The sequence below is a fragment of the Microbacterium aerolatum genome (assembly GCF_007988825.1).
In the GTDB taxonomy this organism is placed as follows: Bacteria; Actinomycetota; Actinomycetes; order Actinomycetales; family Microbacteriaceae; genus Microbacterium; species Microbacterium aerolatum.
In genome coordinates, this window is sequence record NZ_BJUW01000016.1 from 1 (window position 1) to 17,826 (window position 17,826).

Here is a 17,826-nt window from a genome sequence, read left to right on the forward strand (position 1 = left end):
CGCCGTCGCCGGCGCGACCTGGGCGCTCTACAGCGCGGGCATCGGCATCCTCGCCGGCCACTGGCTCGAGGACCAGCCACTGCTCAGCGCAGTCTTCGGCATCGCGTTCGCGCTGGTCATCGGCTTCGCCATCGACCGCGTCGCAGCGATCCGCCGTCGCCGCCGTGCGTGCGAGGGCGCTGATTCCGTCTCGCTCGCCGCGAGCGAGGTACGCGAACCGGACGCGGCCGAGGTGGCAGGATGACTCCCATGAAGGCGAAGAGGAAGGAGCGGCAGAAGAAGCCCTCCCGACTCCTGCGCCTCTGGCCCCGGGATCGCGGAACCGCGCTGGTGGTCGTCCTCGCGGTCGTCGCGGTCGCCCTCTATGCGGTGCTCGTGCCGGTGCAGACCGCCCTGTACGGCGGACCTGTCGCGATGACGATGCTGCTCGGACTCGCCGCGGTCGGAGCGCCACTGCTCTCTCTGAGGCATCCGCACCTCGCGATCATCGTGTTCACGGCGTCCGCCGTGCTCATGCCGCTGATGATCACGCGGGATGCCGCGATCGGAGCCCCCTGGCCGTGGTCGGTGCCGATGCTCATCGCGTTCGTGGTCGCGGTGGCTGCCATCACGTTCCGCCACGGCTGGCGCCCCGGGCTCATCCAGCTCGCGCTCGGCACCGCCGCGGGAGTGACGGTCGCCATCATGCTGCCCTCCATCCCCAGCGGCAACTCGCTGATCGTGACGACCTCGATCGCCGCCGGCGTCTACCTCGTCGCGGTGCTTCTCGCGGGGCGCCTTCGTCTGGGCGACGAGCTCACCCGCGAGCGTGCCCACACCGCGCAGGAGCAGTCTCGGCGCGAGCTCGTGGAGGAGCGCACCCGCATCGCCAGGGAGCTGCACGACGTCGTCGCTCACAGCATGTCGCTCATCCAGGTGCAGGCGTCCACTGCTCGATATCGCGTCGCCGATCTTCAGCCGGAAGCGGCCTCCGAGTTCGACGACATCGCCGCTTCCGCACGAGGAGCGCTCACCGAGATGCGCCGGATCCTCGGTGTGCTGCGCACCGAGGATCAGGCCGCCGAGCTCGCACCGCAGCGCGGTATCGACGACGTTCCGGCGCTGGTGGAGACCACTCGCCGCGCCGGTGCCGCGGTGTCGCTGAGCCAGGCCGTCAGCGACGACGTCTCGGCGGCGACCCAGCTCGCCACGTACCGGATCACGCAGGAGGCCCTGAGCAACGCCGTGCGTCACGCTGCGGGATCCCCGATCTCGGTATCGTTGATGGCGGATGACACGAACGTGACCGTCACCGTCCGCAACGAGTACGACGGCGAAGCGACCGGCACTCCCGGCGGCCACGGGCTGCGGGGCATGAACGAGCGCGCGACGCTGCTCGGCGGAACGGTCGCCGCCGGTCCGGATGCCGCCGGCTTCTGGATCGTGACGGCGCGGATGCCGCGGCATCCCATCACGCCGGCCATGGAAGGACCACAGTGACGATAGAAGTCCTCATTGCCGACGACCAGGCGATGGTGCGCGCGGGCTTCGCCGCGCTGCTGGGCGCACACGAGGGCATCACTGTCACGGGGCAGGCCGCCGACGGCCTGGAGGCGGTCTCGCTCGCCGCGCGCCTCGATCCGGACGTGGTCCTGATGGACGTGCGGATGCCGCAGCTCGACGGCATCGAGGCGACCCGTCGCATTCTCGGCCCCTCGTACCCCGCGGCCAAAGTGCCGCGCATCCTGATGCTCACCACCTTCGACATCGACGACTACGTGTACGACGCGCTGCAGGCGGGCGCGAGCGGATTCCTGCTCAAGGACGCCCTTCCCGATGAGCTCGTGCACGCCGTGCGGGTCATCGCCTCCGGCGATGCACTGCTGGCGCCGAGCGTCACTCGCCGCATGATCGCGCAGTTCGCCGCGCAGAAGCCGCGGGCCACGGCATCCGCTCACCTGCTCGCCGACCTCACCGATCGCGAGCGAGAAGTGCTCGTGCTCATCGGCCAGGGCCGCTCGAACAGCGAGATCGCAGGGGCGCTGTTCATCGCGGAGCAGACCGTGAAGACACACGTCGGCAAGGTGCTCGCGAAGGTCGGCGCACGCGACCGCGTGCAGGCCGTGATCTTCGCGTACGACACCGGACTCGTCGAACCCGCCTGACGGCACCGCGGTATGGGGCACGACGACCCCACGGGTTGATGCCTCCGTCGGCACCGCGTCCATAGCCTCCTCGGACACCCATCGAGGAGGACCCCATGGCCATCGCAGAACTGCGACCCGTCAGCACACCGTCACCCGAGTCCCGGCCCCGCCGCGACACCGGCATCGACCTGGTCCGCGCCTTCTGCGTGCTCGGCGTCGTCGTCCTGCACGCGCTGATGGTCGGGGTCACGGTCACCGATGCCGGTCCTCTGTTCGTGAACGCGAGCGAGGGTTCGGAATGGATCACTCCGCTGAGCTGGATCCTGCAGGTGATGCCGCTGTTCTTCGTCATCGGCGGATTCGCCGGGTACACCTCGTACCTGCGGGCACGGCACCGCGGTGGGACTCCGGCGGCGTTCGTGGCGGGTCGGATCCACCGGCTCCTCCTACCGGCCGTGTGCACGGTCGGCGTGGTCGGCGTAGCCCTCGCCGCCCTGCTCACGTACGGCGTCGCGGACGAGCTGGTCGGCATTGCCGGCTACCGGTTCGGGCAGCCGCTGTGGTTCCTCGGCGTGTTCCTGCTCTGCCAGGTACTGCTCCCCGCGCTCGCCGCCGCCCACGAGCGGGCGCCATGGCGGAGCATCGGGCTACTCGTCGCGGGGGCTGTGGCGGTGGACGCCGTGCGTGTCGCGTCGGGTGCGGATGCCGTCGGCATCCTGAACCTCGCGTTCGTGTGGCTCGCGCTGCAGCAGCTGGGATTCTTTCTCGCCGACGGGCGCATCGGCTCACTCACCCGCCGCACGCGCGCATCGCTCGGTGTCGCCGCGGTCGCGGGTCTGCTGCTCAGTTTCGCGGCCGGCATCCACTCCCCCGACCTCATCGCGAACATCAACCCGCCGACCACCGCCCTGCTGTTCGTCGGCGTCGCACACACCATGCTGATGTCGCTGATGCGAGATCGCCTGAACGACTGGAGTCTCCGCCCGCTCGGCACGCGCGTGCGCGGGTTCGTGACGCCCCGCGCGATGACGATCTACCTGTGGCACATGCCCGTGCTGCTCACGATGGCGGGCGCATCCGCGATCTTCGCCATCCTCACCGGCATCGCCCTGCCGGAGCCGAGCAATCCCGTCTGGTGGCTGACACGCCCGTTGTGGCTGATCGCCGCGTTCGCACTGACCGCCGGTATCGCCGTGGCCTTCGCGCGGATCGAAGCGCGCCCCGCGCCCCGCCACACCGAATCGACCGCGCGGCTCGTGATCTCCGCCGTCATGGGCATCGCCGCCGTCGTCGGTCTTCTCGTGCTCGGTGCCACCCCGGTCACCGCGACGATCACGGCATTGATGATGGTCGCGGCCCTTCGGCTCGCCGCTCAGCCCGGTTCTGCGCCGTGGCCGAGGCGGAGTCCGGGCAGCACCGCGAGCAGCATCACCGCGATCGCGAAGGCGAACACCAGCGGGAAAGCGTTCGCACCGCCGCCCAGCGTCGCGACGCCCAGCCCGGCCAGCGCGACCGCGACTGCGGAACCGGTGGCATCCGAGATCGACAGGGCCGAGGAGTTGAAACCGGCGTTACCCGGCGTCGAGTACGCCAGCGTCAGCACGGTGAGTCGCGGGTACAACAGGCCCATGCCGCCGCCGGCGAAGCCCCACCCGATCACGACGATGCCCGGGCTCGCACCGGTCAGTGCGGTGACGACCACGCTGAGGAGTGCGAAGAGGATGAGCGCCAGGCTGATCAATGCGATGCGCCGGTTGCCGAGCTTCTCGCCGTACCTCCCCTGGAGAGCGGATCCGCCTGCCCACGCGAACGCCGCGAGCATCAGCGCGATCCCCGCCCAGGTGGGCGTGAAGCCGAAGTCGGCCATGAGCAGGTAGGGGATGTACGCCTCGGCCGCGAAGAACGCCCCTGCGACGAGTCCGCGGACGAGCACCACGCTCGGCAGGCCGCGAGCAGCCCAGAGGGTCCCTTTCGGCAGCAGCGGCACGAGCGCGAAGCCGATGACCACGAGCGCGATCAGCGCCAATGGCCAGCCGAGCGCAGGAGGCGCGTCGGCGGACAGTCCGACCGCGACCGCGGCGATCGCGACCACGACCGCCAGCAGCAGCCGCCTACTGAGTCCCGCGATGCCGGCGCTGTCGCCTCCGCCGAGATCGAGGGCACGCAGCCGGACGGCGATCATGAGGAAGGCGATGGCCGTGAGAACAGCGACGCCGAGGAAGGCCCAGCGCCAGTCGAGGAACTCCGCGACCGCTCCGGCGAGGAACGGCCCGATCATGGCGGGTACGACCCACGCGGCGGCGAACGCGGCGAAGATGCGGCCGTGCAGATGCGGCGGGTAGAGCCGGGCGACGACGACGTACAGCGCGACGGTCTGTCCGCCGGCGCCGAGCCCCTGCACGAGCCGCCCGATAAGGAACTGCTCCATCGTGAACGCGAACCCGGAGACCACGAGCCCCGCGATGAACAGCGACACCGCGGCGTACAGCGCGCCGCGCGGACCCCTGGCGTCCGACCACGCACCGCAGGCGACCATGCCGATGACGCTCGTGGCCAGCGTGCCGGCGAACGCGACCGCATACAGCGCCTGTCCGTCGAGCGCGGCGCTCACGACCGGCATGACCGTGGTGACCGCCAGCGCTTCGATCGCCCCGAGGAAGATCAGCGCGATCGCACCGGCGGTGACCCAGACGCGCTCACGGTCCCAGATCGACGCGGCGGCCGAGACGCTCATGCGTCGTGCGGATCGTGTGCGCGCAGCGCGGCGATGCGTGTGATGGCCTCGGTGATGATCTCCGGACTCGTGCCGAAGTTCAGCCGCACATGCCCGGCGCCCTCGGCCCCGAAGGCGGGGCCGAAGTGCAGAGCGACCTTCGCCTCACGAAGAATCCGCTTGGAGGGGTTCGCACCCCAGCCGAGGCCGGTGAGATCGATCCAGGCGAGGTACCCGGCGTCCGGCATCCGGTAGCGCGCGCCGGGAAGGTGCTCGGCGAGCAGGTCGGCGAGCAGACGCCGGTTCTCGTCGAGAGTGACGAGCAGACCGTCGAGCCACGCATCGCTCTCCTCCGAGAACGCCGCGACGGCGGCGAGCATCCCGAACTGCCCGGTGCGCCACTCCACCTCGACCGGCAGGCCACGAACAACACGGGAGGTGTCCTCGGCGGCGGTCACCATCAGCGCGCACTTGAGTCCGGCGAGATTGAACGCCTTGCTCGCACTGACGATCGCGTAGCCGACCTGGCGGGCGGCATCCGAGACCGCGAGGAACGGTGTGTACGCGGCGCCGGGCTGCGCGAGCGGGGCATGGATCTCGTCGGAGACCACTGCGGCGCCGTACTCGACGGCGAGATCCGCCAGCGCCGCGAGGGATGCCGCCGAGTGCACGGTTCCCGTGGGGTTGTGCGGGTTGCACAGCAGTACGGCCCGCGCACCGTCCTCGAGCGCGGCGCGGATGCCGACGAGGTCGAGCTCCCACTCGTCTCCCGTGTCGCGCAGCGGGACGCGCTCGACGACCGCACCTGCCTCCTCGACCAGCTCGAAGAACGGCGGATACACGGGAGGATTGACGATCACGCGGTCACCGGGAGCCGCGACACGGCGCAGGATCTCGACGATGCCCATGCTCACGTCGGCCGTCGAACGCATCCTGGCGGGTTCCGGCGACCAGCCGTAGCGGCGCTGAGCGAAGCCTGCGAACGCTTCTGCGAGCGGCGTCCGTGAGGCGACATAGCCGGTGTCCCCGCTGCGAACAGCCCGATCGAGAGCGTGCGTGATCGCCGGCGCGAGCGGGAAATCCGTCTCGGCGACGAACAGCGGCAGAACGTCAGCGGGGTACTCCCGCCACTTCTCGCTGGTTCGTTCTCTCAGCTGGGCGAGCGGGAGCGCCCGCACCGGCGTCGTCACGGCGTACTAGATCGCGAAGCCGAGAGCGCGCATCATGTCGCGCCCGTCGTCCGTGATCCGCTCGGGACCCCACGGCGGCATCCACACCCAGTTGATGCGGAACCGGTCGACGACGGCGTCCAGCGCCTGAGCGGTCTGCTCTTCGAGCACGTCAGTGAGCGGGCAGCCCGCGCTGGTGAGCGTCATGTGGATCACCAGCGCGTCGTTCTCGTCGTCCCAGGCGAGGTCGTAGATGAGTCCGAGGTCGACGACGTTGATCCCGAGCTCGGGATCCATCACGTCCTTGAGAGCTTCGGTGACCTCGTCGTACTTCTCCGGGGCAAGAGTCGCGGTCATGCGATCAGCCTACGCCTCGATGGGGGCGCTGGGGTCAAGGAAGCGGTCGTAGCCCTCTTCCTCGAGACGGTCGGCCAGCTCGGGCCCGCCCTCTTCGACGATCTTGCCCGCGACGACGACGTGCACGTAGTCGGGGCGGATGTAGCGGAGGATGCGCGTGTAGTGCGTGATCAGCAGCACCCCGAGGCCGGTGGCCTCCTTGGCGCGGTTGACGCCCTCCGACACGATCTTCAGCGCGTCGACGTCGAGGCCGGAGTCGGTCTCGTCGAGCACGGCGAACTTGGGCTTGAGCACTTCGAGCTGCAGGATCTCGTGACGCTTCTTCTCGCCACCGGAGAAGCCCTCGTTGACGTTGCGCTGCGCGAACTTCGGGTCCATGCGCAGGTTCGCCATCGCGGACTTGACGTCCTTGGTCCAGGAGCGGATCGAGGGAGCCTCGCCGTCCAGGGCGGTCTTCGCGGTGCGCAGGAAGTTCGTCACGGTGACGCCGGGGATCTCGACCGGGTACTGCATCGCGAGGAAGAGTCCTGCGCGGGCGCGCTCGTCGACGGACATCGCCAGGACATCCTCGCCGTCGAACGTGATCGACCCGCCAGTGACGGTGTACTTCGGATGACCGGCGATCGTGTAGGCGAGTGTGGACTTGCCGGAGCCGTTGGGGCCCATGATGGCGTGCGTCTCGCCGGTCTTCATCGTGAGGTTGATTCCATTGAGGATGGGGCTTGCCCCGGCCTCGGTCTCGACCGAGACGTGCAGGTCGCGGATCTCAAGAACAGACATTTTCAGACTTCCTTTGTGACAGTCGGGTCGATGAGCACGTCGTCGCCGTCGATCTCGACGATGTAGACGGGGACGGGCTCGAAAGCGGGGAGGTTCTGGGGCTTGCCGGTGAGCAGCGAGAACGCCGAGCCGTGGGCCCAGCACTCCAGCGTGTCGCCTTCGACGAACCCCTCGGACAGCGAGATCTCGCCGTGGGTGCAGGTGTCGCCGATGGCGTGCACCTCACCGTTGCCGTCGAGCACGACGGCCATCGGGACGCCGTCGATCTCGACACGCAGGGCGGTGTCCTGCTCGAGGTCGCTGAGGCCGCACGCGCGCTGTGCGGTCACGCGGTCACCGCCGCGAGCTCGGTCTCGATGGCGGCGAGCAGCTCCTCCTCGAGAGCGGGGATGCCGAGACGTTGCACGACGTCGCTGAGGAAGCCGAGCACGACCAGTCGACGTGCCTCCTCCTCATCGATGCCCCGCGCCTGCAGGTAGAACAGCTGCTCGTCGTCGAAACGACCAGTGGCGCTGGCGTGGCCAGCCCCCTGGATGTCGCCGGTCTTGATCTCGAGGTTCGGGATCGAGTCGGCGCGCGCACCTTCGGTGAGCACCAGGTTGCGGTTCGCCTCGTAGGAGTCGGTGCCGGTGGCGTCGGCGCCGATGAGGACGTCGCCGATCCAGACGCTGTGCGCGCTCTCGCCCTGCAGCGCACCCTTGTAGAGCACGTCGCCGGTGGTGTGCGCACCCTTGTGGTGCAGGTAGACCTGGCTCTCGAGGTGCTGGCCGGCGTCCGCGTAGGACAGTCCGTACATGCGTCCTTCGGATCCGGTGCCGGCGAGCTCGACGTTCGGGTTCACGCGCACGATGCCGCCGCCGAAACTGATCACGAAGTGCTTCAGCAGGGCGTCCTTGTCGACGCGCGCCTGGTGGGATGCCGCGTGGACCGCGTCGTCTTCCCAGCGCTGCACCGTGATGACGGTGAGCCGCGAGCCCGGCCGTGCGATGATCTCGACGTTCTGCGCGTACTGCGCAGAGCCGCGGTGGCGCAGCACGACGGTCGCTGCGCTGTTCTCGAGCGCCTCGATCACGATATGCGCGTCGGCGCGCTTGTCGGCGCCCTGGCCGGTGATCGTCACGAGGACGGGCTCGGCGACCTCTTCATCACGCGGGATGCGCACGTGCATGCCCTCGGCCGACCCCTGCCAGGCGACAGCCGAGACGATGTCCTCCGGGACGAAGAACTCGCCGCGCGGAGTGTCGCCGGCCGCGAGGGACGCGGTTGCGAACTGCGCGCCGCTCTCGACCTCGTAGGTCACGCCGTCGTTCTGCGTCGCCGTCTGGAGCATGCCCGTCAGCTGCGCGACCGGGGTGTGCTTCCAGTTGACCTCGCGGCCAGTGGGCGCGCCGAAGTCGTCCGGGTCGAACGAGCGGGGGCGCTCGGAGCGGGTCTGGACCGGAACGAATCCGGCATCAGCCACCTGAGCGGCCGGGTCGATGTGCGCGTTCGTGTGCTGCGCCTCTGCGGGCGCCGTCGTCTGGGCCGCCATTTAGCCGACCGATCCTTCCATGCCCATCTCAATGAGCTTGTTCAACTCCATGGCGTATTCCATCGGCAGCTCGCGTGCGATCGGCTCGATGAAGCCGCGCACGATCATCGACATCGCCTCGGTCTCTTCCATGCCGCGGCTCATCAGGTAGAACAGCTGCTCTTCGCTGACCTTTGACACGGTGGCCTCGTGGCCGAGCTGCACGTCATCGACGCGGATGTCGATCGATGGGTACGTGTCGGAACGCGACTGCGTGTCGACGAGCAGGGCATCGCAGACCACGGAGTTCGCGGAGTGGTGCGCTGCGGGGTCGACGCGGACCTCGCCGCGGTAGCCGGCGCGTCCGCCGCCGCGGGCGATCGACTTCGAGACGATCGACGACTGCGTGTACGGCGCCATGTGCACCATCTTCGCGCCGGCGTCCTGGTGCTGGCCGGGGCCGGCGAAGGCGACCGAGAGGGTCTCGCCCTTGGCGTGCTCACCCATCAGGTAGATGGACGGGTACTTCATGGTGACCTTGGAGCCGATGTTGCCGTCGACCCATTCCATGGTGGCGCCCTCGTGCGCGACAGCGCGCTTGGTGACCAGGTTGTAGACGTTGTTCGACCAGTTCTGGATCGTCGTGTAGCGCACGCGGGCGTTCTTCTTCACGATGATCTCGACGACCGCCGAGTGCAGCGAGTCCGACTTGTAGATCGGGGCGGTGCAGCCTTCGATGTAGTGGACGTAGCTGTCCTCGTCGGCGATGATCAGCGTCCGCTCGAACTGACCCATGTTCTCGGTGTTGATGCGGAAGTACGCCTGCAGCGGGATCTCCACGTGCACGCCCTTCGGGACGTACACGAACGAGCCGCCCGACCAGACGGCCGTGTTCAGGGCTGCGAACTTGTTGTCGCCCGAGGGGATGACCGTGCCGAAGTACTCCTCGAAGAACTCGGGGTGCTCGCGCAGCGCGGTGTCGGTGTCCATGAAGATGACGCCCTGCTCCTCCAGGTCCTCGCGGATCTGGTGGTAGACGACCTCGGACTCGTACTGCGCGGCGACGCCAGCGACCAGGCGCTGGCGCTCGGCCTCGGGGATGCCGAGACGCTCATAGGTCTCGCGGATCTCAGCAGGAAGCTCTTCCCAGGACTGCGCCTGCTTCTCGGTGGAGCGCACGAAGTACTTGATGTTGTCGAAGTCGATCTCGCTGAGATCGGCGCCCCAGGTGGGCATCGGCTTGCGGCCGAACAGCGACAGGCCCTTCAGCCGGGTCTTCAGCATCCACTCGGGTTCGTCCTTGAGTGCGGAGATGCCCCGCACCACCTCTTCGGAGAGGCCGCGCTTGGCAACGGCGCCGGCCGCGTCCTCATCGTGCCAGCCGAACTCGTACACCCCCAGACTGTCGAGCTCTGGGCGGTCGATCAGCACATCCGACATCACACTCTCCTTGTTGGGCCTCAACGGTGTCATCCGCCCCGGCATGCCGAACCCCATCGGTTGCAATGGGAACGGTGCCGCTGGTGGGCCTCATCACGAACGCATTCTTCGCGCCTAAACTGTTAGCGGTGCATCTCGCGCAAAGCGCACGCATCGCAACAATCCGATTCTACAGGTTCCCCCTGACAACCGGGCCGTGCCCGCGTGCTCAGGCGCGGGCCGGAGGACACATGCCCGACACCATCGCCCCCGCCGTCCCGTCGATGCGAAACGGCCGGCCGGCCGTACGCATCGGCAAGCCGCTGCGCGTGTTGGCCTGGCTGTCGTTCCTCGCGGAGGTCATCATCATCGGCACCGGGGGCGCGGTGCGCCTGACCGGCTCGGGCCTCGGGTGCTCGGAGTGGCCGCTGTGCACGCCCGAGTCGCTCGTGCCGATCTACGGCGACCAGGGCATCCACGGCATCATCGAGTTCGGCAACCGCACCATGACCGGAGTCGTGGGCCTGCTGGCCATCGCCGTACTCCTCCTCACCCTCCACGCAGTCGGAGGACGGCGCTCGCTCGTGGCCGCGCTGTGGTTCGCGCTGGGCGGAATCGTCACCGGCGTGATCTGCTTCGGCATCGCCGCGTTGCTCGTCGACGAGCCGTTCGCCTTCTTCTCCGTGGGCCTCATCCTCGCCACGATCGTCGGCGCCGTGCACTCGCTGCGCATCACCCCGGAGCGCCGCGATCTCGGAGCTCTCGCATGGATCGTCCTGATCGGCGTCGTCGCGCAGGCGTTCGTGGGGGGCATCACCGTGCTCACCGGCCTGAACCCCTTCATCGTGGGATTCCACTACGCCTCATCCCTCGTCCTCGTGTGCGTGACCGCCGCGTTCCTCGTCCGCATGAAGGAACCGGCCGGAGCACGTGTCAGCGTCGTCCCGCGCTGGTTCGCGATCCTGTCGCATGTGACGGGCCTCGCCCTGGCCGTGACGATCTTCTTCGGAGTCCTGACGACCGGCTCCGGCCCGCACTCGGGTGACGCGAACGTCCTGCGGGACGGCTTCGACGCGACGGTGCTCGCGCACGTGCACTCCTGGCCCGGCTACATCCTCGCCGTACTCGTCGCCGCGCTCGTGATCTCCGCCTGGGTGCTGCGGCTGCAGCCGAGGCGCTGGCTGCTCGTGCTCGTGGTCGCCATCCTGGTGCAGATCGGCGTCGGCATCTGGCAGGCCCGCGAAGGGCTCCCCGAGATCCTGGTCGGGATCCACATGGTTCTCGCAGCGCTCAGCGCAGCGGCCTACACCGTCGTTGTGCTGAAGATGAAGAGCCCGGTCGCTGCCGCAGAGCCCGCCGAGGAGCCCGAGCACTCAGCCCGCGCATAGCGCGCTCATCGTGCCCGCATCAGAACGGTGTGGATGCTGGCACGCATGAACAAGACAGCACTGACCCGAAGCATCCCGTACTGGCTGCTCCTCGTCCTCTCGATCGCAGCGGTCGCCGTCGGCGGCTGGCTCGTGTGGGACAAGACGAACACGATGGAGATCACCCTCCTCGACGGCACCGCCACCAACGTCGAGGTGTATGTGGGTCAGGCGTGGATCACCGCCGGTGCCGCGATCCTGGCCGCCGGCGTCATCGGCATCCTGCTCGCGCTCGTGCTGGCTGCCGCGAAGGCACTGATTCCGGCGGCGACGCCGGTCGTCGTCGAGCCGATCGACTGGACCGCCGACGACGACACCCTCACCGCCCCGTCCGCGGATCCCGTCGTCGAAGAGCCGACGGCGGAAGAAGATTCAGACGATCAGAACGGCAGCAGCGGATCGACCGCGACAGCGACGAAGATCAGCGTCAAGTAGGTGATCGATGCGTGGAACACACGCATCGGCCGCGGATTCGAGCCTCGCACCGCCTGGTCATACAGGCGGTGCGACTCGTATACGAACCAGCCTCCGAAGACCAGCGCGGATGCCGTGTAGACCAGGCCCATGCCTGCGACCGGGATGAGCAGCAGCGAGCAGGCCACGGTCGCCCATGCGTACAGGATCACCTGCAGGCCGACCTGCGATGCGTTGCGGGTGACTCCGAGCATCGGCACATCGGCGCCCTCGTAGTCGTCGCGGTACTTCATAGACAGCGGCCAGTAGTGCGCCGGCGTCCACAGGAACACCAGGGCGAACAGCACGATCGCGGGCCACGCCACATCGCCGGTGACTGCCGACCAGCCGATCACGACGGGGAAGCATCCGGCGATGCCGCCCCAGATGATGTTCTGCTCGGTGCGGCGCTTGAGGATCATCGTGTAGATCACGACGTAGAAGAAGATGGCCGAGACCGACAGGACGGCCGTCAGCCAGTTGGTCGTCGCCAGCAGCCAGATCGTGGATGCCACGGCCAGTGTCCACGAGAAGATCAGCGCGGAGCGCGGCGAGACCTGGCCGGTCACGATCGGACGGTTCTCGGTGCGATGCATATGCGCATCCATGTCCCTGTCCAGGTACATGTTGAACGATGCCGCGGATCCCGCGCTCATCGATCCGCCGATGACAGTGGCCAGAACCAGCCAGAGGTTCGGCATGCCGCCCTCTGCCAGGAACATGACGGGAACCGTGGAGACCAGAAGCAGTTCCAGTACACGGGGCTTCGTCAATGCGATATAAGCCTTGATCGTCTGACCGATCGGCCGCTTCACCGCCGTCGCCTGCGACATGGTCGAGATATCGATCGCCTCCTCCGCGCACACTCCGACAACCCTTCCAGTCTAGTCCAGCGGCCGGCGTGTCCCTCCCGCGGCAACCGAGCGAAATGTCGTTTCACGGGTACCGGCACGACGCTAAGCTGAAACCCACTCGCGCGCCCGGCGCTGTGCACCTGTCCGTGACGATGCGGATGCGCCAGGGAATCGGGCGCCCTCGTAAGTTGTTGGAAAGGGCATGACCGTGACCGAACTGCAGTGGGATGAGATCGATCGACGCGCGGTGGACACCGCACGGATTCTGGCGGCCGATGCCGTTGAGAAGGTCGGCAACGGTCACCCCGGAACCGCGATGAGCCTCGCGCCCGCCGCGTACCTCCTCTACCAGCGCGTGCTGCGCCACGACCCGAAGGATGTCGACTGGCTGGGCCGCGACCGTTTCATCCTCTCCGCCGGACACTCCTCGCTCACCCAGTACGTGCAGCTGTACCTCGGCGGGTTCGGTCTCGAACTCGACGACCTCAAGTCGCTGCGCACCTGGGGCTCGAAGACACCGGGTCACCCCGAGTACGGCCACACCAAGGGCGTCGAGATCACCACGGGCCCGCTGGGCCAGGGCCTGGCATCCGCCGTCGGCTTCGCGTACGCGGCGCGCTACGAGCGCGGCCTGTTCGATCCTGAGGCCGCAGCGGGCACGAGCCCGTTCGACCACTTCGTGTACGTGATCGCCGGAGACGGTGACTTGCAGGAGGGCGTCACCAGTGAGGCGGGCTCGCTCGCCGGCCACCAGCAGCTCGGCAACCTGATCGCGATCTACGACTCGAACCAGATCTCGATCGAGGACGACACCAACGTCGCCTTCACCGAAGACGTCGCGAAGCGCTATGAGGCGTACGGCTGGCACGTGCAGACCGTGGACTGGAAGAAGACCGGCGAATACGTCGAGGACGTCGCAGAGCTCCACTCCGCGATCGAGGCCGCCAAGGGCGAGAGCGACAAGCCGTCGCTGATCATCCTCAAGACGATCATCGGCTGGCCCGCCCCCGGCAAGCAGAACACCGGCAAGATCCACGGCTCGGCGCTCGGCGCCGACGAGCTCGCCGCGACCAAGAAGGTGCTCGGCTTCGACCCGGAGCAGACCTTCGTCGTCGCGGACGACATCATCGCCCGCACCCGTGGGCTGGCCGATCGCGCCGCCGAGGAGCGCGCCGAGTGGCAGAAGTCGTTCGACGCATGGGCCGAGGCGAACCCCGAGCGCAAGGCGCTGCTCGACCGGGTCGAGGCGAAGGAGCTGCCCGAGGACATCGCTTCGGCGCTGCCCGTCTTCGAATCGGGCAAGGACGTCTCCACACGTGCCGCATCCGGCCAGGTCATCAACGCCCTCGCAGCCGAGCTCCCCGAACTGTGGGGTGGGTCGGCCGACCTCGCCGAGTCGAACCTCACCACCATCAAGGAAGCCGCGTCCTTCATCCCGTCCGAGTGGTCGACCCACGAGTGGTCGGGCACCCCCTACGGCCGGGTGCTGCACTTCGGCATCCGCGAGCACGCCATGGGCGCGATCGTCAACGGCATCGTCCTGCACGGGCCGACCCGCGCGTTCGGCGGCACGTTCCTGATCTTCAGCGACTACATGCGCCCTGCCGTGCGTCTGGCAGCGCTGATGAACATCCCGAGCATCTACGTCTGGACGCACGACTCCGTCGCGCTCGGCGAGGACGGCCCCACACACCAGCCGATCGAACAGCTCGCGACGCTCCGCGCCATCCCGAACTTCACGGTCGTGCGTCCCGCCGACGCGAACGAGACCTCTGTCGTGTGGCTCGAGCTGCTGCGTCGTCACGCAGGCCCCGCAGGCATCGCCCTGACCCGCCAGAACATCCCCGTGTTCGATCGCGGTGAGGGTGCGGCATCCGGCGACACGCTCGCCTCGGCCGACAACGCGACCAAGGGCGCCTACGTGCTCGCCGAGGCGCCGGGCGGCACCCCCGACGTCATCCTCGTCGCCACCGGTTCCGAGGTGCAGCTGGCCGTCGCGGCTCGCGAGACGCTCGCGGCAGAGGGCGTGAACGCCCGCGTCGTGTCCGCCCCGTCGCTGGAGTGGTTCGACGAGCAGGATGCCGCGTACCGCGAGTCCGTCCTGCCGAAGGACGTCACCGCCCGCGTGTCGGTCGAGGCCGGCTCCGCCCTCACCTGGCGCGGCATCGTCGGTGACAAGGGCCGCTCGGTGGCGATCGACCACTTCGGCGCCTCCGCCGACTACAAGACCCTGTTCGAGAAGTTCGGCATCACCGCCGAGGCCGTCGTCGAGGCGGCACGCGAGACCATCAAGGAGAACGCATGAGCACCCCCACCTCCGCCCTTCACGACGCCGGCGTCAGCATCTGGCTGGACGACCTCTCCCGCACGCGCATCGACTCCGGAAACCTCGCCGAGCTGATCGATTCCCGCAACATCACGGGCGTCACGACCAACCCGACGATCTTCGCGAACGCGATCACCGACAAGAACAACACCTCCTACGACGCGCAGGTCGCGGAGCTCGCGGCATCCGGCGCATCGGCCGAGGACGCCGTGTTCGCGGCGACGACGCAGGATGTCGCATCCGCCCTGGACATCTTCCGCCCGGTGTGGGAGGCCTCCGGTCACGTCGACGGTCGTGTGTCGATCGAGGTCTCCCCCGACCTCGCCCACGACACCGACGGCACAGTGGCGCAGGCCAAGCAGCTGTGGACGAAGATCGACCGCCCCAACCTCCTGGTGAAGATCCCCGCGACGAAGGCGGGCCTGCCCGCCATCGCACAGGCGATCGGTGCGGGGATCAGCGTCAACGTCACGCTGATCTTCAGCCTGGAGCGCTACGCCGAGGTCATCGACGCGTACCTGACCGGTCTCGAGACCGCCAAGGCCGCAGGCATCGATCTGTCGACGATCCAGTCGGTCGCGTCGTTCTTCGTCTCGCGCGTCGACACCGAGACCGACAAGCGGCTCACCGCCATCGGCACGGACGAGGCCCTGGCGCTCAAGAGCAAGGCAGGGCTGGCGAACGCCCGTCTCGCCTACGAGCTGTTCGAGAAGACGTTCGCCTCTGACCGCGCCAAGGCTCTTCTGGATGCCGGAGCGAACCTGCAGCGACCGCTGTGGGCATCGACCGGCGTCAAGGACCCGGCGCTCCCCGACACGCTCTACGTCACCGAGCTCGTCGCACAGGGCGTCGTCAACACGATGCCCGAGAAGACGCTCGAGGCCACGTTCGACCACGGCGTCATCACCGGTGACACGATCACCGGTGGCTACGAGGAGGCGCGCGAGGTCTTCGCCGGTCTCGAGAAGGTCGGGGTCGACTTCGACGACGTGACCCAGGTGCTCGAGGACGAGGGCGTCGAGAAGTTCATCGACTCCTGGCACGACCTGCTCACCCAGGTCGCCGAGGGACTCGAGGCCCAGCGATGACGTTCTCCATCCACGCCACCGGCGCCGCCAAGGCCGCCATCGACGAGGTCGTCCCGCGCCTCGTCGGCGACCTGGTCGCCTCGCGCATCACGGCCTTCGACTCCACCCTGTGGGGCGAAGCCGCCGAGGAGGAGGCATCCAAGCGCCTGGGCTGGGTGGAGGCCGTTTCGGTCTCCCGCCCGCTCGTCTCCGAGATCGTCGCCCTGCGCGACGAGCTGCGCGCCCAGGGCGTGCACCGCGTCGTGCTCGCCGGCATGGGCGGCTCCTCGCTCGCGCCCGAGGTCATCGCGCAGACCGCAGGCGTGCCCCTGACGATCCTCGACTCCACCGCGCCCGGCCAGGTGCTCGCGGCCCTCGACGACGACCTGGCGGCATCCGTGCTCGTCGTGTCGTCGAAGTCGGGCTCCACGGTCGAGACCGACTCGCAGCGTCGCACCTTCGAGGCCGCGTTCCGCGACATCGGCATCGATCCGATCTCCCGCATCGTCGTCGTCACCGACCCGGGCTCGCCGCTGGATTCCTCGGCCCGAGAGGCCGGCTACCGGGTGTTCAACGCCGACCCGAACGTCGGCGGCCGCTACTCGGCGCTCACGGCGTTCGGCCTGGTTCCCTCGGGCCTCGCCGGCGTCGACATCGCCGAACTGCTGGACGAGGCGGAGGCGACGCTTCTGCAGGTCGCCGTCGATCAGGCCGACAACCCGGCGCTGCGGCTCGGCGCGGCGATCGCCGCCACGAACCCGCGCCGCGACAAGCTCGGCCTCGTCACCGACGGCACGCACATCGTCGGCCTGCCGGACTGGATCGAGCAGCTGATCGCGGAGTCGACCGGCAAGGAGGGCACCGGCATCCTGCCCGTCGTCCTGCTGCCCGTCTCCCCCGAGCTCGAGTCCCTGCCCGCGGATCTGCAGATCACGCGTCTGGTCGACGACGCGAACGAGTTCCACCTGCGCGAGCGGCATCAGGGCGAGATCCTGGTCAGCGGCTCGCTGGGCGCGAACTTCATCGTGTGGGAGTACGCCACCGCCATCGCCGGTCACCTGCTCGGAATCAACCCGTTCGACCAGCCCGACGTCGAATCCGCGAAGATCGCCGCGCGCGGCCTGCTGGACGCCCGCCCGGAGCCCACCGCACCGGCATTCGTGCAGCACGGCATCGAGGTGCGGGTCTCCGACCCGGCGCTGGCCGAATCCGGCGACATCGAAGCCGTGATGGATGCGCTGTGGGCCCGCCTGCCCGAGGATGGCTACGTATCGATCCAGGCGTACGTGAACCGTCTCGAGCTGTCTCAGCTGCAGGGGCTCCGCGAGCTCGTCGCCGCCGATTCCGGCCGGCCCACCACGTTCGGCTGGGGACCGCGGTTCCTGCACTCCACTGGTCAGTATCACAAGGGCGGTCCCGCTCAGGGCGTGTACCTGCAGATCCTGGAGCGCACCGACGTGGACCTCGAGATCCCCGACCGTCCGTTCACCTTCGGGCAGCTCATCCAGGCTCAGGCCGCCGGTGACGCCGGGGTCCTGGCCGAGCACGGCCGCCCGGTCGTCTCCCTCACGATCACCGACGACTCCGCCGACGTGCTCGCGCTGTTCGAAGCCGCTCAGAAGTAG

Annotated in this window: 15 protein-coding genes and 2 pseudogenes; 9 read left to right on the forward strand and 8 right to left on the reverse strand. The window is 68.5% G+C overall.

Annotated features, from left to right (window positions below; translation table 11 throughout):
- The 4 genes and pseudogenes from MAE01_RS16040 to MAE01_RS13910 form a co-directional block, all read left to right on the forward strand.
- Positions 1-244, forward strand: a pseudogene (locus MAE01_RS16040) (pilus assembly protein TadG-related protein); the annotation flags it as partial.
- 5 nt (positions 245-249) lie between these two features.
- The gene (locus tag MAE01_RS13900) at positions 250-1,479 is read left to right on the forward strand and encodes a sensor histidine kinase (RefSeq protein ID WP_186806253.1); all 1,230 of its coding nucleotides are present in this window, start codon (positions 250-252) and stop codon (positions 1,477-1,479) included.
- Complete coding sequence (locus MAE01_RS13905; protein WP_147040368.1) at positions 1,476-2,144, forward strand: response regulator; 669 nt, start codon at positions 1,476-1,478, stop codon at positions 2,142-2,144. The genes MAE01_RS13900 and MAE01_RS13905 overlap by 4 nt, the downstream gene beginning before the upstream one ends.
- 95 nt (positions 2,145-2,239) lie before the next feature.
- Positions 2,240-3,319, forward strand: a pseudogene (locus tag MAE01_RS13910) (acyltransferase family protein); the annotation flags it as partial.
- 179 nt (positions 3,320-3,498) lie between these two features.
- On the opposite strand, the gene MAE01_RS13915 reads toward MAE01_RS13910, so the two are convergent.
- From MAE01_RS13915 to sufB, 7 genes are read right to left on the reverse strand one after another with little or no spacing between them, the layout of a single operon-like run.
- Positions 3,499-4,860 carry an MFS transporter gene (locus MAE01_RS13915; protein WP_147040370.1) on the reverse strand — a complete coding sequence of 454 codons (1,362 nt, stop codon included), beginning with the start codon at positions 4,858-4,860 and terminating at the stop codon, positions 3,499-3,501.
- The gene (locus tag MAE01_RS13920; RefSeq protein ID WP_147040372.1) at positions 4,857-6,029 is read right to left on the reverse strand and encodes a MalY/PatB family protein; all 1,173 of its coding nucleotides are present in this window, start codon (positions 6,027-6,029) and stop codon (positions 4,857-4,859) included. The genes MAE01_RS13915 and MAE01_RS13920 overlap by 4 nt, the downstream gene beginning before the upstream one ends.
- A 6-nt stretch (positions 6,030-6,035) precedes the next feature.
- Positions 6,036-6,365, reverse strand: a complete 330-nt coding sequence (locus MAE01_RS13925; protein WP_147040374.1) for a metal-sulfur cluster assembly factor — start codon at positions 6,363-6,365, stop codon at positions 6,036-6,038.
- Positions 6,366-6,374: 9 nt separating this feature from the next.
- Positions 6,375-7,145, reverse strand: a complete 771-nt coding sequence (sufC, locus tag MAE01_RS13930; RefSeq protein WP_147040376.1) for a Fe-S cluster assembly ATPase SufC — start codon at positions 7,143-7,145, stop codon at positions 6,375-6,377.
- A 2-nt stretch (positions 7,146-7,147) separates the two neighbouring features.
- Positions 7,148-7,474 (reverse strand): non-heme iron oxygenase ferredoxin subunit, encoded by a 327-nt coding sequence (locus tag MAE01_RS13935; protein ID WP_147040378.1) that lies wholly within the window; start codon positions 7,472-7,474, stop codon positions 7,148-7,150.
- On the reverse strand, positions 7,471-8,676 hold the full coding sequence (gene sufD / locus MAE01_RS13940; RefSeq protein ID WP_147040380.1) for a Fe-S cluster assembly protein SufD: 1,206 nt from the start codon (positions 8,674-8,676) through the stop codon (positions 7,471-7,473). The genes MAE01_RS13935 and sufD overlap by 4 nt, the downstream gene beginning before the upstream one ends.
- Positions 8,677-10,095, reverse strand: a complete 1,419-nt coding sequence (gene sufB / locus MAE01_RS13945; RefSeq protein ID WP_147040381.1) for a Fe-S cluster assembly protein SufB — start codon at positions 10,093-10,095, stop codon at positions 8,677-8,679.
- A gap of 230 nt (positions 10,096-10,325) precedes the next feature.
- Between sufB and MAE01_RS13950 the strand changes: the two genes are divergently transcribed.
- The gene (locus MAE01_RS13950; protein ID WP_147040383.1) at positions 10,326-11,462 is read left to right on the forward strand and encodes a COX15/CtaA family protein; all 1,137 of its coding nucleotides are present in this window, start codon (positions 10,326-10,328) and stop codon (positions 11,460-11,462) included.
- Positions 11,463-11,507: 45 nt separating this feature from the next.
- The gene (locus tag MAE01_RS13955; RefSeq protein WP_147040385.1) at positions 11,508-11,936 is read left to right on the forward strand and encodes a tetraspanin family protein; all 429 of its coding nucleotides are present in this window, start codon (positions 11,508-11,510) and stop codon (positions 11,934-11,936) included.
- Here the strand turns inward: MAE01_RS13955 and MAE01_RS13960 are convergent.
- Positions 11,882-12,787: a heme o synthase gene (locus MAE01_RS13960; RefSeq protein ID WP_147040458.1), complete on the reverse strand. Its 906-nt coding sequence runs from the start codon at positions 12,785-12,787 to the stop codon at positions 11,882-11,884. The two genes, MAE01_RS13955 and MAE01_RS13960, sit on opposite strands and share 55 nt — an antisense overlap.
- Positions 12,788-13,010: 223 nt before the next feature.
- Between MAE01_RS13960 and tkt the strand changes: the two genes are divergently transcribed.
- The 3 genes from tkt to MAE01_RS13975 are packed head-to-tail and all read left to right on the forward strand — an operon-like array spanning position 13,011 to position 17,826.
- Positions 13,011-15,113: a transketolase gene (gene tkt / locus MAE01_RS13965; RefSeq protein WP_371861778.1), complete on the forward strand. Its 2,103-nt coding sequence runs from the start codon at positions 13,011-13,013 to the stop codon at positions 15,111-15,113.
- Positions 15,110-16,222, forward strand: coding sequence for a transaldolase (gene tal / locus MAE01_RS13970; RefSeq protein WP_147040387.1), 1,113 nt, complete (start codon positions 15,110-15,112; stop codon positions 16,220-16,222). Before tkt ends, tal begins: the two co-directional genes overlap by 4 nt.
- Positions 16,219-17,826, forward strand: coding sequence for a glucose-6-phosphate isomerase (locus MAE01_RS13975; protein ID WP_147040389.1), 1,608 nt, complete (start codon positions 16,219-16,221; stop codon positions 17,824-17,826). Before tal ends, MAE01_RS13975 begins: the two co-directional genes overlap by 4 nt.

What these genes read in the sequence shown, in the direction of transcription:
- MAE01_RS13900 (WP_186806253.1), top strand. Translation starts at nt 250, where the DNA reads ATGAAGGCGAAGAGGAAGGAGCGGCAGAAGAAGCCCTCCCGACTCCTG.
- MAE01_RS13915 (WP_147040370.1), bottom strand. Translation starts at nt 4,860, where the DNA reads ATGAGCGTCTCGGCCGCCGCGTCGATCTGGGACCGTGAGCGCGTCTGG.
- MAE01_RS13925 (WP_147040374.1), bottom strand. Translation starts at nt 6,365, where the DNA reads ATGACCGCGACTCTTGCCCCGGAGAAGTACGACGAGGTCACCGAAGCT.
- sufC (WP_147040376.1), bottom strand. Translation starts at nt 7,145, where the DNA reads ATGTCTGTTCTTGAGATCCGCGACCTGCACGTCTCGGTCGAGACCGAG.
- sufD (WP_147040380.1), bottom strand. Translation starts at nt 8,676, where the DNA reads ATGGCGGCCCAGACGACGGCGCCCGCAGAGGCGCAGCACACGAACGCG.
- sufB (WP_147040381.1), bottom strand. Translation starts at nt 10,095, where the DNA reads ATGTCGGATGTGCTGATCGACCGCCCAGAGCTCGACAGTCTGGGGGTG.
- MAE01_RS13950 (WP_147040383.1), top strand. Translation starts at nt 10,326, where the DNA reads ATGCCCGACACCATCGCCCCCGCCGTCCCGTCGATGCGAAACGGCCGG.
- MAE01_RS13955 (WP_147040385.1), top strand. Translation starts at nt 11,508, where the DNA reads ATGAACAAGACAGCACTGACCCGAAGCATCCCGTACTGGCTGCTCCTC.
- MAE01_RS13960 (WP_147040458.1), bottom strand. Translation starts at nt 12,787, where the DNA reads ATGTCGCAGGCGACGGCGGTGAAGCGGCCGATCGGTCAGACGATCAAG.
- tkt (WP_371861778.1), top strand. Translation starts at nt 13,011, where the DNA reads ATGACCGTGACCGAACTGCAGTGGGATGAGATCGATCGACGCGCGGTG.
- tal (WP_147040387.1), top strand. Translation starts at nt 15,110, where the DNA reads ATGAGCACCCCCACCTCCGCCCTTCACGACGCCGGCGTCAGCATCTGG.
- MAE01_RS13975 (WP_147040389.1), top strand. Translation starts at nt 16,219, where the DNA reads ATGACGTTCTCCATCCACGCCACCGGCGCCGCCAAGGCCGCCATCGAC.